General features: G+C 69.7%; 14 protein-coding genes. 3 read left to right on the forward strand and 11 right to left on the reverse strand.

Annotated elements, in window-relative coordinates:
- Positions 1–4: 4 nt before the first annotated feature.
- Entirely contained in the window at positions 5–1,126 is a 1,122-nt protein-coding gene (locus A4W93_RS23805; protein WP_085752977.1) for an AAA family ATPase, read from the reverse strand.
- A 163-nt stretch (positions 1,127–1,289) separates the two neighbouring features.
- On the opposite strand from A4W93_RS23805, the gene A4W93_RS23810 reads away from it, so the two are divergent.
- Entirely contained in the window at positions 1,290–4,472 is a 3,183-nt protein-coding gene (locus A4W93_RS23810; protein WP_085752978.1) for a CHASE domain-containing protein, read from the forward strand.
- 12 nt (positions 4,473–4,484) lie between these two features.
- Here the strand turns inward: A4W93_RS23810 and A4W93_RS23815 are convergent, their stop codons facing one another.
- A complete protein-coding gene (locus tag A4W93_RS23815; protein WP_085752979.1) occupies positions 4,485–4,829 on the reverse strand; it encodes a translation initiation factor Sui1 in 345 nt (114 codons plus the stop codon).
- Between the two features lie 271 nt (positions 4,830–5,100).
- On the opposite strand from A4W93_RS23815, the gene rpoH reads away from it, so the two are divergent.
- Entirely contained in the window at positions 5,101–6,045 is a 945-nt protein-coding gene (gene rpoH / locus A4W93_RS23820; protein WP_174694894.1) for an RNA polymerase sigma factor RpoH, read from the forward strand.
- Between the two features lie 122 nt (positions 6,046–6,167).
- Here the strand turns inward: rpoH and A4W93_RS23825 are convergent, their stop codons facing one another.
- Genes A4W93_RS23825 through A4W93_RS23845 form a run of 5 tightly spaced genes read right to left on the reverse strand, consistent with a single transcriptional unit; the run spans position 6,168 to position 10,233 of the window.
- Entirely contained in the window at positions 6,168–6,773 is a 606-nt protein-coding gene (locus A4W93_RS23825; protein WP_085752981.1) for an SCO family protein, read from the reverse strand.
- Between the two features lie 10 nt (positions 6,774–6,783).
- On the reverse strand, positions 6,784–7,689 hold the full coding sequence (gene cyoE, locus A4W93_RS23830; RefSeq protein ID WP_085752982.1) for a heme o synthase: 906 nt from the start codon (positions 7,687–7,689) through the stop codon (positions 6,784–6,786).
- Positions 7,690–7,712: 23 nt separating this feature from the next.
- Positions 7,713–8,834: a COX15/CtaA family protein gene (locus A4W93_RS23835; protein WP_085752983.1), complete on the reverse strand. Its 1,122-nt coding sequence runs from the start codon at positions 8,832–8,834 to the stop codon at positions 7,713–7,715.
- Positions 8,835–8,837: 3 nt separating this feature from the next.
- Positions 8,838–9,527, reverse strand: a complete 690-nt coding sequence (locus tag A4W93_RS23840; protein WP_085752984.1) for an SCO family protein — start codon at positions 9,525–9,527, stop codon at positions 8,838–8,840.
- The gene (locus tag A4W93_RS23845) at positions 9,478–10,233 is read right to left on the reverse strand and encodes an SURF1 family protein (RefSeq protein WP_085752985.1); all 756 of its coding nucleotides are present in this window, start codon (positions 10,231–10,233) and stop codon (positions 9,478–9,480) included. Before A4W93_RS23845 ends, A4W93_RS23840 begins: the two co-directional genes overlap by 50 nt.
- On the opposite strand from A4W93_RS23845, the gene A4W93_RS23850 reads away from it, so the two are divergent.
- Positions 10,232–10,459, forward strand: a complete 228-nt coding sequence (locus A4W93_RS23850; RefSeq protein WP_085752986.1) for a DUF2909 domain-containing protein — start codon at positions 10,232–10,234, stop codon at positions 10,457–10,459. The genes A4W93_RS23845 and A4W93_RS23850 overlap by 2 nt on opposite strands.
- A gap of 67 nt (positions 10,460–10,526) precedes the next feature.
- Here A4W93_RS23850 and A4W93_RS23855 read toward each other — a convergent pair whose 3' ends face one another.
- The 4 genes from A4W93_RS23855 to A4W93_RS30300 all read right to left on the reverse strand — a co-directional run bounded on the left by A4W93_RS23855 (position 10,527) and on the right by A4W93_RS30300 (position 12,476).
- The gene (locus A4W93_RS23855; RefSeq protein ID WP_085752987.1) at positions 10,527–11,411 is read right to left on the reverse strand and encodes a cytochrome c oxidase subunit 3; all 885 of its coding nucleotides are present in this window, start codon (positions 11,409–11,411) and stop codon (positions 10,527–10,529) included.
- Between the two features lie 93 nt (positions 11,412–11,504).
- Complete coding sequence (locus A4W93_RS23860) at positions 11,505–11,699, reverse strand: DUF2970 domain-containing protein (protein WP_085754304.1); 195 nt, start codon at positions 11,697–11,699, stop codon at positions 11,505–11,507.
- A gap of 38 nt (positions 11,700–11,737) precedes the next feature.
- Positions 11,738–12,304, reverse strand: coding sequence for a cytochrome c oxidase assembly protein (locus A4W93_RS23865; protein WP_085754303.1), 567 nt, complete (start codon positions 12,302–12,304; stop codon positions 11,738–11,740).
- Between the two features lie 61 nt (positions 12,305–12,365).
- A complete protein-coding gene (locus A4W93_RS30300) occupies positions 12,366–12,476 on the reverse strand; it encodes a cytochrome oxidase small assembly protein (RefSeq protein ID WP_218919165.1) in 111 nt (36 codons plus the stop codon).
- Positions 12,477–12,484 lie beyond the last annotated feature (8 nt).

The raw sequence follows: 12,484 nt of genomic DNA on the forward strand, positions 1-12,484 counted from the left end.
GCGCTCACGCGGCCACGGCCAGCAGCGCCGCGAGCGAACGGCGGCACTCGGCCAGCTCCGCGGGCAAGGCGTCGGCGTGGAAGTTGGCGTCGATCTCGCGCAGCAGCGCCTCGGCCTCGGCCGTGCGCCCGGCCTCCGCGGACCCGAGGCAGCGCCGGGCCCCGTCGACCAGCCGGCCCACGCGCGACATCGGCTGCATCGACGCGGCCTCGACCGCGCTGAAGAGGTGCGGGTGCGTCGCGTGAGCGAGCTGCTCCTTGAGCACGTCACGGGCGCTGTGCTGGGCCTCCTTCGTGGGCAGCACGTAGAGCAGCGGCCAGAGGTCCGCCGGCCCCGCCTCCCGCCGGCCGGCGAGCACCGCGGCGGCCGCGATCAGGCGCTGCGACTTCACGATGCGCCGGTCCGAGAGGTGCACCCCGGCACGCCGCAGATCCCGCACCGCCTCGGCGAGCACAGGCCGGACCGCCTCGAGCTGGACGTCGTGCAGCGTGCGGCAGAGGGTGTCCAGGTGCACGAGCCCGGCGGGGGTCGCGGCCGGCGCGGCGTCCGACCGCCAGCCGCCCGCGAGCATCGCCTCGAGCTGGTGGTCGGGCACCGGTTCCACGAACAGGTGCAGCAGGAAGCGGTCGGCGAACGCGGCCAGCCCCTCGTCGTCGGGCAGCGCGTTGGCCGCCCCGACGGCCACGCGCAGCGGGCAGTCGACCTGCGTGTGCCCGCGCCGGAAGCGGCGTTCGTTGAGCACGCCGAGCAGCGTGTTGAGGATGGCGGTGGAGCCGAGGAACACCTCGTCGAGGAAGGCCACGTCGGCCTCGGGCAGCATGCCGGTGACGTCGGTCTCGACGGTGCCTTCGCGCAGCTTGCGCAGGTCCACCGGCCCGAACAGCTCCGAGGGTTCGGTGAAGCGGCCGAGGAGGTATTCGAAGTAGCGCCCACCGAGCGCCTGGGCGACACGGCGCACGACCGCGCTCTTCGCCGTGCCCGGCGGCCCGATCACGAGCAGGTGTTCGCCGGCCACCGCGGCCAGCACGATCAGTTCGGCGAGCTGGTCGCGCCCGACGAGTCCGGCGGTGGCCGCCTGGATGCCGTTGCGGACGTGACGGGCGGAGTCCTGGAGGGTCGAGGTCATGTCGGGGCCGGGGTGAAAACACCAGTTTGCCAGAGGGTCGCGAACGGCCGGCTCCCTCCGAAGCGGGACATGGCGGCGCCCGCCGGCAGTCTGCGCGGGTGGTTAGGTGGTAGGCTCTGCCCGCGGCACAACCGCGCCCACGAGCCCCGACATTCCCACCCCGATGACCTCAGCGCCTACCAGCCCTCGGCCGCACTGGGTGTTCGCCCTCGTGGGGACGACGCTGGCCTACGCGCTGATGGGGTGGGCGGCCCTGTGGCTGGCCATCCCGCCCGGCTACGCCTCCCCGCTGTATCCGGCCACCGGCGTCGCGCTGGCCTGCGTGCTGACGTATGGCAACCGCGTGCTGCCCGGCGTCGCCCTCGGCGCCTTCCTCGTCAACATCACGCTCGGGCCCGACCGGTCGCTCGGGCCCACGGCGTTCGTGGCGCTGCCGGCCGTCATCGCGTGTGGTGCGGCCCTGCAGGCCTGGCTCGCGTCCGTGCTGATCCGCCGCCACGTGCACCAGCCGCTCACGCTCAGCGAGCCGCGGGACGTCGCGCTCTTCTTCGGCATCGGGGCGGTCGTCACCGGCCTCACCAGCTCCAGCATCGCCAGCATCGCACTGTGGGCGCTGGCCGGCCAGTCCGGGTCCTCCTTGCTGCTCACCTGGTGGAGCTGGGCCACCGGCGACGCGCTCGGCATGCTGACGGCCACGCCCATCGTCCTCAGCTGGATCGGACACCCGCGCAGCGAGTGGGACTCCCGCCGCTGGACGGTCGGAGCCACGATGTTCGTCGCCACGCTGCTGATGGCGATGTCCATCAAGCAGGTCGACCAGTGGGAGCAGTCGCGGGTGCAGACCGCCTTCGAGCGCGATGCGCTGCACGCCACGTCGAACCTGTCCTCGCAACTCGAGTTCCCCATGCACGCACTGGAAGCGCTGCGCGGCGTGTTCATCGCCTCGGAGAGCGTGACCCGCGAGGAGATGCGCCGCGCCGTCGCGGCCTGGGTCAGCCCCGACAGCCACCTCCATGCGATGGGCTGGAGCGAGGTGATCCGGCGCGGCCAGTCGGCCGACTACCAGGCCAGCGTCGCCGCCTACGACCTGCCCGGCTTCAAGGTGTTCGACCGCGCCGACTCCACCTTCCCGGTGCGCGACGACGACCGCATGGTGGTGATCCGCTACATCGAGCCGATGCGCGGCAACGCCGCGGCGCTCGGGGTCAACACACGCTCGATCCCCGCCGCCCGCGCGGCCGTGGACATCGCGATCCGCACCGACAGCCCCGCGGCGACAGCCGGCTTCCGCGTGACGCAGGAGACGGGCTCGCAGGCCGCCGTCGTGATCTACCAGGCCATCTACAAGGGCACGCCCCGCTCACCCTCGGAGCGGGTCGAGGCGGTGCAGGGGGTGGTGTTCGTCACCGTGCGCATGGACGACGCGCTCGCCGCCTTCCGCAAGACACTGCCGCCCTACCTGCGCATCTGCATCATCGACACCGACACCGTGGCCGTGCGGCGCGTGCTCGCCGGCCCGCCGGGCTGCGACACCGAGGCGAGCGACCTGTCGTTCACCCGCGCGCTCGGCTTCGCCGACCGCAAGTGGAACCTGCGCGTGCTCGCCACGCGCAACGACATGCCCGACGCGCGCGCCCGCAACGCGCTGCTCTTCTCGGTGATCGGCCTGCTGGCCACCGCGATGCTCGGCACGCTGCTGCTCACGGTCACCGGCCGGGCCCGCCGCATCGAGACGGCGGTGAAGGAACGCACGCTCGCGCTGCAGCGAGAGATCGTCGAACGCGAGCGCACCGAGGCCGAGCTGCGCGAGAGCGAGCAGCGCTTCCGCAACATCCTGAACCACGTGCCCATCGGCGTGGTCTACACGGACCTGCGCGGCAACATCAAGCAGGTCAACCCGCGTTTCTGCGAGCTGACGGGGTACGCCAGCGACGACCTCGCCCAGCTCAACCAGTCGCACGTCATCCACCCGGAAGACCGCGTGCAGGAGATCGAGCTGACGCAGCAGCTGGTGCGCGGCGACATCCCGATGTTCCGGCGCCAGGCCCGCTACGTCACGCGCGACGGCCGCATCGTGTGGGTGCAGGCGGTGGTGTCGCTGCTCCGCCTGCCGTCGGGGGAGCCGTACCGCATCGTGGGCGTCGTGGAAGACATCACCGAACACCTGAAGCTCGCCGAGGCCGAACGCGCGCGGTCCCTCGCCGAGGCGGCCAACCTCGCGAAGAGCGAGTTCCTCTCGCGCATGAGCCACGAGCTGCGCACGCCGCTGAACGCGATGCTCGGCTTCGCGCAGTTGCTCGAACTCGACCAGACGCACCCGCTGCCCGCGGTGCAGCGCCCGTGGGTCGCGCAGATCCAGGGTGCCGGCTGGCACCTGCTCGACATGATCAACGACGTGCTCGACCTGTCGCGCATCGAATCCGGCACGCTGAGCCTGCAGGTGCAGACGCTCGACCTGGCGGAGCTCCTCGCCGCCACCCTCGCGCTGGTGGAGCGCGACGCGCAGCGCCGCGACATCGTCGTCACGCAGGACATCCCCGAACACGTCACGCGGCTCAAGGGCGACGCCACGCGCGTCAAGCAGATCCTCACGAACCTGCTGAGCAACGCGGTCAAGTACAACGCGGACAGCGGCCGCATCCACATCGCCGCCCGCCTGCTGCACCGAGACAGCATCGAGATCACCGTCACCGACACCGGCCTCGGCATGACGGAAGAGCAGCTGTCTCAGTTGTTCCAGCCGTTCAACCGCCTCGGCCGCGAGCGTTCGGGCCAGGAGGGCACCGGCATCGGCCTCGTCATCAGCCAGCGGCTGGCCGAGCTGATGGGCGGGTCGCTGCGGGCCCGCAGCGTGGCCGGCGAAGGCTCGTCGTTCATCCTGACCCTGCCCCGCGCGGGCGAGGTCACCGAGCGCCCGCTCGACGCCGAACCGTCGCGTCCCTCCATCAGCGACTACCACCAGCGGGTGGTCCACTACGTCGAGGACAACGAGACGAACGTCGAGGTGATGCGCGGGGTGCTCTCGCGCCGGCCGCAGGTGCGCCTCGACGTGTCCATCACCGGGCTCGACGGGTTGGCCTCGATCCGGGCCGACCGCCCCGACCTGATCCTGCTCGACATGCACCTGCCCGACATCGACGGGCTGGAACTGCTGCGCCACCTGAAGTCCGACCCGTCCACGGCGGACATCCCGGTGGTCGCGGTCTCGGCCGACGCGCTGGCGTCCCAGATCGAGGCCGCGATCCAGGCGGGCGCGCAGCAGTACCTGACGAAGCCGATCAGCGTGTCCGAACTGCTGGCGGTGGTGGACGCGGTGCTCGAGGACGCCGAGACCAAGTTCGGCTGAGGTCCCGCGCGGTCAGCCCCCGGTGCGCTTGACGGTGCGGCCCTGCTGCTTCAGCTTGTCCATCACCAGCACCACGTGGTCGCCCTGCAGTTCGACCACGCCGTCCTTGACCGTGCCGCCGGTCCCACAGGTCGCCTTCATCGCCTTCGCCCAGGCCGTCAGCTCCGGTTCGGCAAGGCCCAGGCCCTTGACCAGCGTCACGCCCTTGCCGGCCCGGCCCTTGGTTTCGCGCGAGACCCGCACGGCGCCGTCCGGGAACGTGGAGACGGCGGCGGCCGCCTTGCAGGTGCAGGCGGAGGCGGGCTGGCGGCACGTGGGACACATGCGGCCGGCATCGGTGGAGTAGACGAGGCTCATGGGGGGATTGTCGCGTGTCGGAAGGCGCTGACGCCGGATCGCGGTGGCCTGGGGGTAGGCGCTGCCCGCACCGGCGCGCAGGATGGTCGAGGAGGCTCCGGAGGAGCCGTGTCGGAGCAAAGAAATGCAAACGGACCACCCCGCTCGCACCAGACGCCACGACAGCAGGCGATCTCGGAGAGAGTTGTCACTCACGTTCCGGCGGAACTTTTCGGGCCGTCAGCACTCAGACACCGCGAGTGCTAATATGCCGATGAAAAGGAGTTCCCGGATGTCTGCTGCTTCCATGAACATGCCCATGGCCCCCGTCGCCCGCGCCGTCGCGGTGCGCGACCCCTGGGCGCTGGTGCCCTCCCTGGGCAACCTCGATGCGTACATTTCCGCCGTCAACCGCCTGCCCCTGCTGACGCAGGACGAAGAGGCCACGGCCGCCCGCCGCCTTCGTGCCGAAGGTGACGTCGAATCCGCCGGGATGCTGGTGCTGTCGCACCTGCGCCTCGTCGTTTCCATCTCCCGCCAGTACCTGGGCTACGGGCTGCCGCACGGCGACCTGATCCAGGAGGGCAACGTCGGCCTGATGAAGGCGGTGAAGCGTTTCGACCCGGACCAGAACGTCCGCCTGGTCAGCTACGCCATGCACTGGATCAAGGCCGAGATCCACGAGTACATCCTGAAGAACTGGCGCATGGTCAAGGTGGCCACCACCAAGGCCCAGCGCAAGCTGTTCTTCAACCTGCGCTCGATGAAGCAGCGCCTGAAGGAAGACGGCGCCGAAGGCACCACGCACCGCGCCACGCTCACGCAGGGCGAGGTGGATGCCGTCGCGCGCGACCTGAACGTCAAGCGCGAAGAGGTGCTCGAGATGGAAACCCGCCTGTCCGGCGGTGACATCGCCCTCGAACCGCAGAACGACGATGCGGAGGAGCAGTCCTACGCGCCCATCGCGTACCTGGCCGACGACAGCCAGGAGCCCACGCGTGTCATCGAGGCTCAGCGTCGCGACTGGCTGGCCGGCGACGGCATCCAGCAGGCCCTCGACACCCTCGACCCGCGCAGCCGCCGGATCGTGGAAGAGCGCTGGTTGAAGGTCAACGACGACAGCTCGGGTGGCTTGACGCTGCACGAGCTGGCGGGTGAGTACGGCGTCAGTGCCGAGCGCATTCGCCAGATCGAAGTCGCAGCCATGAAGAAGATGCGCAAGGCTTTGACGGTCTGAGCGTCGGCGACTGCCCAGGGTCCCGGCCTTCGCCGGGATGACGGGTGAAAAGACAACCAGGTGTCACCCCGGCGAAGGCCGGGGCCCTGGGCTTCCTCGAAGCACCGGGCGGCTGAACGTCCTCAGCCCGCCTTCATCAGCTGCTTCAGATCCGACGTCAACGCGTCGGCCCCGGTGCCATACCGGGTGAACAGCCGCACGTTCCCCTTCGTGTCGAACACGTACGACCCCGCCGTGTGGTCCATCGTGTAGCTGCCCGGCTCCTTGCCCGGCACCTTCTGGTAGAACACCTTGAAGTCCTTGGCCACCGCGGCGACCTGCTCGGGCGTGCCGCGCAGCGCGACGAAGCTCGGGTCGAACGCGGTGACGTAGCCCTTGAGCACCTCGGCGGTGTCGCGGTCCGGGTCCACCGTGATGAACACGCCCTGCACCTTGTCGCCGTCCGGGCCCAACGCCTTCTTCACCTGCGCCAGCTCGGCGAGCGTGCCGGGGCACACGTCGGGGCACTGCGTGAAGCCGAAGAACACCACGACGTACTTGCCGCCGAAGTCGGCCAGCGTGCGGGTGCGGCCCTCGGCATCCGTCAGCGACAGCGCCTTGCCGTAGGCCGCGCCGGTGATGTCGACCGCGTTGTAGTTCGCCGGCTTGGCCGGCATCAGCTTGTCGCAGCCGGTGGCGAGCACCAGGGCCGACAGGGCGGCGATCGTCAACAGCGGGCGGCGGCGCATCGGTGAGTCCTCAGAGCAGGAGCAGGTAGTGGTCGACCAGCAGCGCCGCGAAGAGCAGCGACAGGTGCCAGAGCGAGAAGCGGAAGGTCTTGCGGGCCAGCGCGTCCGAGTACGAGCGCCAGAGTTTCCAGGCGTAGCCGATGAAACCCGCGCCCAGCACCACGGCCGCGGCCAGGTACAGCCAGCCGCTCATGCCGAAGATGAACGGCAGCAGCGTGGAAGCGAACAGCACCAGCGTGTAGAGCAGGATCTGCAGCCGCGTGAACTCGTTGCCGTGCGTGACGGGCAGCATCGGCAGGCCGGCCTTGCGGTAGTCCTCGACGCGGTACAGCGCCAGCGCCCAGAAGTGCGGCGGCGTCCACAGGAAGATGATCAGGCACAGCATCAGCGCCTCGGGACCCACCTCGCCGCGCATGGCCGCCCAGCCGAGCACCGGCGGCATCGCGCCCGAGGCGCCGCCGATCACGATGTTCTGGGGCGTGGCCGGCTTGAGCACCACGGTGTAGATGACCGCGTAGCCCACGAACGTGGCGAACGTGAGCCACATCGTGATCGGGTTCACCAGCACGTACAGCATCACGCTGCCCACCGCACACAGCACGGTCGAGAACAGCAGCGTCTGGGTGTTGGTGAGTTCGCCCTTCGCGGTGGGGCGCCACGCGGTGCGCGCCATCTTCGCGTCGATGCGCTGCTCCACCAGGCAGTTGAATGCGGCGGCGGCCGACGCGACGAGCCAGATGCCCACCGCCGCCGGCACCGCGAGGCGCCAGTCGGGCACGCCCGGTTCGGCGAGCAGCATGCCGATGACCGCGCAGAACACGATCAGCTGCACGACACGCGGCTTGGTGAGCGCGTTGAACTGGCGCAGGCGCGACATCGAGGGAGCGGCCAGGGGGGTGGACAAGGTGTTGGACATGGCGGACGGCTGGACCCGTGATTTTACGTGCCGGCGCGATCCGCCTGATGGGCGCGGGTGATCATCGCGGCCATCAGCGTGAGCAAGGCCGCGGCGCCCCCGGTGTGCGCCAGCGCCGCGAGCAGCGGCCAGCCGAGCACCACGTTGCTGAGGCCGCTGGCCAGCTGCCAGGCGAGCGCCAGCCCGAGGCCCAGCGCGAACCGCTGCGCCACCGGGTCGGCCTGCCGGCGGAGTTGCCACGCGAGCCACACCACGGCGATCGTCAGCAGCAGCGCCCCCGCCCGGTGGGTCATGTGGATCGCGGTCAGCGCGGCGAACGGCAGCACCTCGCCGTGTTTCCCCATCCCGAGTTCACGGAACACCGCGAAGCCGTGCTCGAAGTCCATCGGCGGCCACCACTGGCCCTGGCAGGTCGGGAAGTCGGTGCAGGCGAGCACCGCGTAGTTCGTGCTGACCCAGCCGCCCAGCGTGATCTGCAGCACCGTCAGGCCGGCCACCACCCACGCCGCCACGCGCAGGCCCTTCGGCAGCGCCAGCGGCCGCCGCAGGTAACCCTCGCCCTGTGCCGCCAGCAGCACCAGCAGGCCGAGGCCGCCCAGCAGGTGCGCGGTGACGATGGCCGGGTACAGCTTCATCGTGACGGTGAGCGCCCCGAACGCGCCCTGCAGGCACACCCAGACGAAGGTCGCCGTGGGCCACCAGGGCGAGATCGCGAGCGGCCGGCGCCGCAGGTGCTCGCGCCACGCGGTCACCATCAGCACGGTGATCAGCGCGCCCACGCCGGTGGCGAGGTAGCGGTGGATCATCTCGATCCACGCCTTGCCGCGCGTGACCGGGCCGGTGGGCATCGCGGTCTCGGCCGCGTGGATGTCGGCATGGGCCTGGATCGGGCTCATCTCGCCGTAGCAGCCGGGCCAGTCGGGGCAGCCGAGGCCCGAGTCGGTGAGGCGAGTGAAGGCGCCGAAGATCACGAGATCGAACGTGAGGAACAGCGTCAGCACGGTCAGCGCCTTGCGGCGCGCGGCCGGGCCCTCGTGGCGGTGGCGGAACGAGACCCAGGCGAGCGGCCCGAGCGCGAGCACCACGCCCACGAGGGCGAGCCAGGCGATGGGGGCGAGGTCGTAGGCGGGAGGCGCGACGGGCATGGTTCAGCGACCCGGGTTGTCCCACGACGACGACGCGCGCAGCAGCTTCTCGAGGTCGCGCTTGACCTTCTTCGGGTCCGCGTCGACAGGCTCGCGCATCATCCAGTTGCCCATCGGGTCGACGATGTAGAAGTGGTTGCCGATCGCCTGACCCGGGGCCGGGGCCAGCCACGCGGCGAGCGCGTCGCCGGGCACCTTGAGCACCGTGGCCTCGGCGCCGTGCGGGTTCACGGCGGCCAGCACCTCGGACCGCGGCGCCACGTCGTCGGTGACGAACCACACCTTGTCGACGCGGTCGTGTTCCTTGCCGAGCGTCTCGCGCAGCTGGCGCTGCAGGTACAGCTGCTTCTCGCACGTGGTGTCGCAGGCGCCGCCGGACACCGTCACCAGCAGCCACTGCCCCTTCAGGCTCGACGCCTTCACCGGCTGACCGTCCAGCGTGGTCAGCGGCAGGTCGGGGATGGGGCGTTGCGGGTCGATCAGCTCGCCGTAGTTGCTGCGCGCGCCCGGCCGCACCACGTAGTAGGTGAAGTACGACGCGATCACGGGCGCCGCGCACACGGCCAGCACCAGCAGCATCTGCAGGCGGCCGGACAGGCGCCGTCGCTCCGGCGCGGGGACCGGCAGGCTGTGCACCGTGAGGCTAAGCGGCTCGGCGCGCGAGTCGGGGACGGACGAGTTGGAACCAGACATACAGACCTGCTATCAGCGCGCAGAGCGCGAACCATTGGAAGGCATAACCGTGGTGCTTCTGGATGTCGACCGCGGGGGCCGGCCAGTCGCGCTTGAGGCCGTCGCCCCGGGCGGCGGGAGACTCGTCGAGTTGCACGAGGGACAGAGGCCGCAACGGGGTGCGGAGTTCAATCGACATCGCCTCGACGTCGACATTCTGGCGGAGTGGGCCGGACGCGGCCCCGCCCGCGAAGTCATAAAGGCGGCCCGGGGGCGGCGCCACCTGCGCGAGCACCTCGACCGGGCCGGCCGGCGTGGGCACGTCGGGCACCTTCTGGCGGTCCAGCAGGTCGCGCGGCGCCCAGCCGCGTTGCACCAGCACGGCCTCATCGCTTCCCGGGAGTTTCAGCGGCGTCACGACGAAAAAGCCGGGCTGGCCGTGCATCTGCCGGTTCTCCAGGAACACGGTGCCCGACGGCAGCCATTCGCCCGTCACGCGGATGCGGCGCTGGTGCTGCGCCTCGGCGTCCGCGGCCGTCCGGGCGAGCGCCCCCGGGGCGAGTTCGGGCAGCGTGGCGCGGGTCTCGAGCAAGGTCTGCAGCGCCTGCTTCTGCGCCGCGCGGTCGAGCTGCCACAGGCCCAGGCGGCCGGTGAGCAGCACCCCCGCGAGCGCCGCCACGAACACGATCACGGCGCGCCGGCGTGCAGTGGAATAATCAGCCGCCATGAAATACCTCGTAGGCCTCGCCTTTGTGTTCATCCTCGGCGCCCTCGCCACCGCCGGCCTCTTCATGCTGCGCGGCGGTCGCAAGGGCGACGACCCGCAGTCGAAGAAGATGGCCCGGGCGCTCGCCGTGCGCGTGGGCTTGTCGGTCGGCTTGTTCGCGCTGATCTGGGTGCTCTACCTCGCCGGCTGGATTCAGCCCACCGGCATTCCGGTCAAACCCACCTGACCCCCGTGCCCCCAAGTGAAAAGGAGCGCCTGAGGGCGCTCCTTTCGCTTTCAGCGCCTGATGGGAATCAGAGCCAGTAGACGATCACGTAGAGACCCAGCCACACGACGTCGACGAAGTGCCAGTACCAAGCCGCACCTTCGAAACCGAAGTGGCGGTCAGGAGTGAAGTGGCCCTTGTGCAGGCGCAGCGTGATGAACAGCAGCATCAGCATGCCGACGAACACGTGGAAGCCGTGGAAGCCGGTCAGCAGGAAGAACGTGGAGCCGTAGACACCCGACGTGAGCTTCAGGTTCAGGTCGGTGTAGGCGTGGTAGTACTCGTAGCCCTGGAAGCCCAGGAACGTGATGCCCAGCAGCACGGTGGCCCACATCCAGAACAGCGTCTTGCCGCGTTCGCCGGCGATCAGCGCGTGGTGGGCGATGGTCAGCGTCACGCCCGAGGCCAGCAGCAGGCCGGTGTTGATCGTCGGGATGGGCCACGGGCCCATCGTGCTGAACGCTTCGACCGTGCCGGCCGGCGCGCCGGTGTAGCCCGGCACCGAGCTCGGCCAGAAGGCCTTGAAGTCGGGCCACAGGATGGCGTTGTCGAGGCTGCCGAGGCTCGGCACCGACATCACGCGGGCCCAGTACAGCGCGCCGAAGAACGCGGCGAAGAACATCACCTCGGAGAAGATGAACCAGGCCATGCTCCAGCGGAACGACACGTCGATGCGGTCGCTGTAGAGGCCCGATTCGCTTTCGCGGATGGCGTCGCCGAACCACTGCTTGAGCACGAAGGCCCACCACAGCAGGCCGAAGGCCAGCGAGTAGGCGCCCCACTGGTGGCCGTTGACCCACTGGCCGGCGCCGAGGATCACGAAGAACAGGCCGATGGCCGCCATCAGCGGGTGCCGCGAGGGACCCGGAACGAAGTAGTAAGGCGCGTGGCCGTCGTGTGTCGCTGCCGACATGTTTTTCTCCTGCGAAACTGACTGTTCTCTTCTCTGAACCTGCCGCCCGCGGCTCAGGTCGACGCCGGGGTCCCATCCATCATTTCAACCGCTTCAGGCCGCCACCCCGCTGGTGATGACCCACTTGACCAGCACCACCAGCACCGTCACGAACACCGCGGCGCCGATCAGGCCCGCGATGATCAGGTGCACCGGGTTGAGCTGGTTCACGTCCTTTTCGTAATCGGCCGACTTGCGCACCCCGAAGAACGACCACCCCACCGCCCGCATCGTCTGCCAGAACGACATCTTCCGCTGCACCGCGGACTTGAGGTCGTCCCCGCCACTCACGACTTGGGCTCCTGCTTGCCGGCGGCGACCTTCTCGGCCGGTGCCGGCGGGATCTTGCCGCCCACCTCGAAGAAGGTGTACGACAGCGTGATGGTGCGAACGTCCTTCGGCAGCTTCGAGTCGACCACGAACACCACCGGCCACTGCTTCGTCTCGCCCGGCTTCAACGTGTACTCGTTGAAGCAGAAGCACTCGAGCTTGTTGAAGTGGGCCATGGCCTGCTTCGGCGCGTAGCTCGGGATGGCCTGCGCGGCCATCGTGCGGTCCTGCGTGTTCTTGAACTCGTACATCACCGTGGTGAGTTCACCCGGGTGCACGTCGAGCGACCGCACCGCCGGCTTGAAGTCCCACGGACCGCGTGCGTTGGTGTCGAACTCGATGGTGATGGTGCGCGTGGGGTCGACCTGCGTGTTGACCTTCTCGCCGCTGTGGCCGTTGACGAGCAGCTCCGAGCGCGCGAGGTTGTTGATGCCCAGCGCGTTGCAGATCGCGTTGTACATCGGCACCAGCGCGTAGCCGAAGCCGAACATCAGCCCGACCACGACCGTCAGCTTGCCCAGCATGAGCCGGTTGTCGCGGCCCAGGAGGTTCTTGCGTTTCGGCGGCGTGGTCACGGCGGTGTCCTCAGTGCCCGACGAACACCATGCGGGCCAGGAAGCCCAGGAAGAAGACCAGCGCCACCGAGGCCAGGATCAGCCCCAGCCGCCGGTTGCTCTTCTTCTGTTCGGGTGTCATGGCCATGG

Origin of the sequence: Piscinibacter gummiphilus (assembly GCF_002116905.1) — a bacterium.
GTDB classification, from domain to species: Bacteria; Pseudomonadota; Gammaproteobacteria; order Burkholderiales; family Burkholderiaceae_C; genus Rhizobacter; species Rhizobacter gummiphilus.

Bases quoted from the DNA above. Each gene is read 5' to 3' on its own strand.
- A4W93_RS23850 (WP_085752986.1), top strand. From the start codon at position 10,232: ATGAAATACCTCGTAGGCCTCGCCTTTGTGTTCATCCTCGGCGCCCTC.
- A4W93_RS30300 (WP_218919165.1), bottom strand. From the start codon at position 12,476: ATGACACCCGAACAGAAGAAGAGCAACCGGCGGCTGGGGCTGATCCTG.
- A4W93_RS23845 (WP_085752985.1), bottom strand. From the start codon at position 10,233: ATGGCGGCTGATTATTCCACTGCACGCCGGCGCGCCGTGATCGTGTTC.
- A4W93_RS23815 (WP_085752979.1), bottom strand. From the start codon at position 4,829: ATGAGCCTCGTCTACTCCACCGATGCCGGCCGCATGTGTCCCACGTGC.
- A4W93_RS23810 (WP_085752978.1), top strand. From the start codon at position 1,290: ATGACCTCAGCGCCTACCAGCCCTCGGCCGCACTGGGTGTTCGCCCTC.
- A4W93_RS23835 (WP_085752983.1), bottom strand. From the start codon at position 8,834: ATGCCCGTCGCGCCTCCCGCCTACGACCTCGCCCCCATCGCCTGGCTC.
- A4W93_RS23855 (WP_085752987.1), bottom strand. From the start codon at position 11,411: ATGTCGGCAGCGACACACGACGGCCACGCGCCTTACTACTTCGTTCCG.
- A4W93_RS23825 (WP_085752981.1), bottom strand. From the start codon at position 6,773: ATGCGCCGCCGCCCGCTGTTGACGATCGCCGCCCTGTCGGCCCTGGTG.
- A4W93_RS23805 (WP_085752977.1), bottom strand. From the start codon at position 1,126: ATGACCTCGACCCTCCAGGACTCCGCCCGTCACGTCCGCAACGGCATC.
- rpoH (WP_174694894.1), top strand. From the start codon at position 5,101: ATGTCTGCTGCTTCCATGAACATGCCCATGGCCCCCGTCGCCCGCGCC.
- A4W93_RS23860 (WP_085754304.1), bottom strand. From the start codon at position 11,699: ATGTCGTTCTGGCAGACGATGCGGGCGGTGGGGTGGTCGTTCTTCGGG.
- A4W93_RS23840 (WP_085752984.1), bottom strand. From the start codon at position 9,527: ATGTCTGGTTCCAACTCGTCCGTCCCCGACTCGCGCGCCGAGCCGCTT.
- cyoE (WP_085752982.1), bottom strand. From the start codon at position 7,689: ATGTCCAACACCTTGTCCACCCCCCTGGCCGCTCCCTCGATGTCGCGC.
- A4W93_RS23865 (WP_085754303.1), bottom strand. From the start codon at position 12,304: ATGCTGGGCAAGCTGACGGTCGTGGTCGGGCTGATGTTCGGCTTCGGC.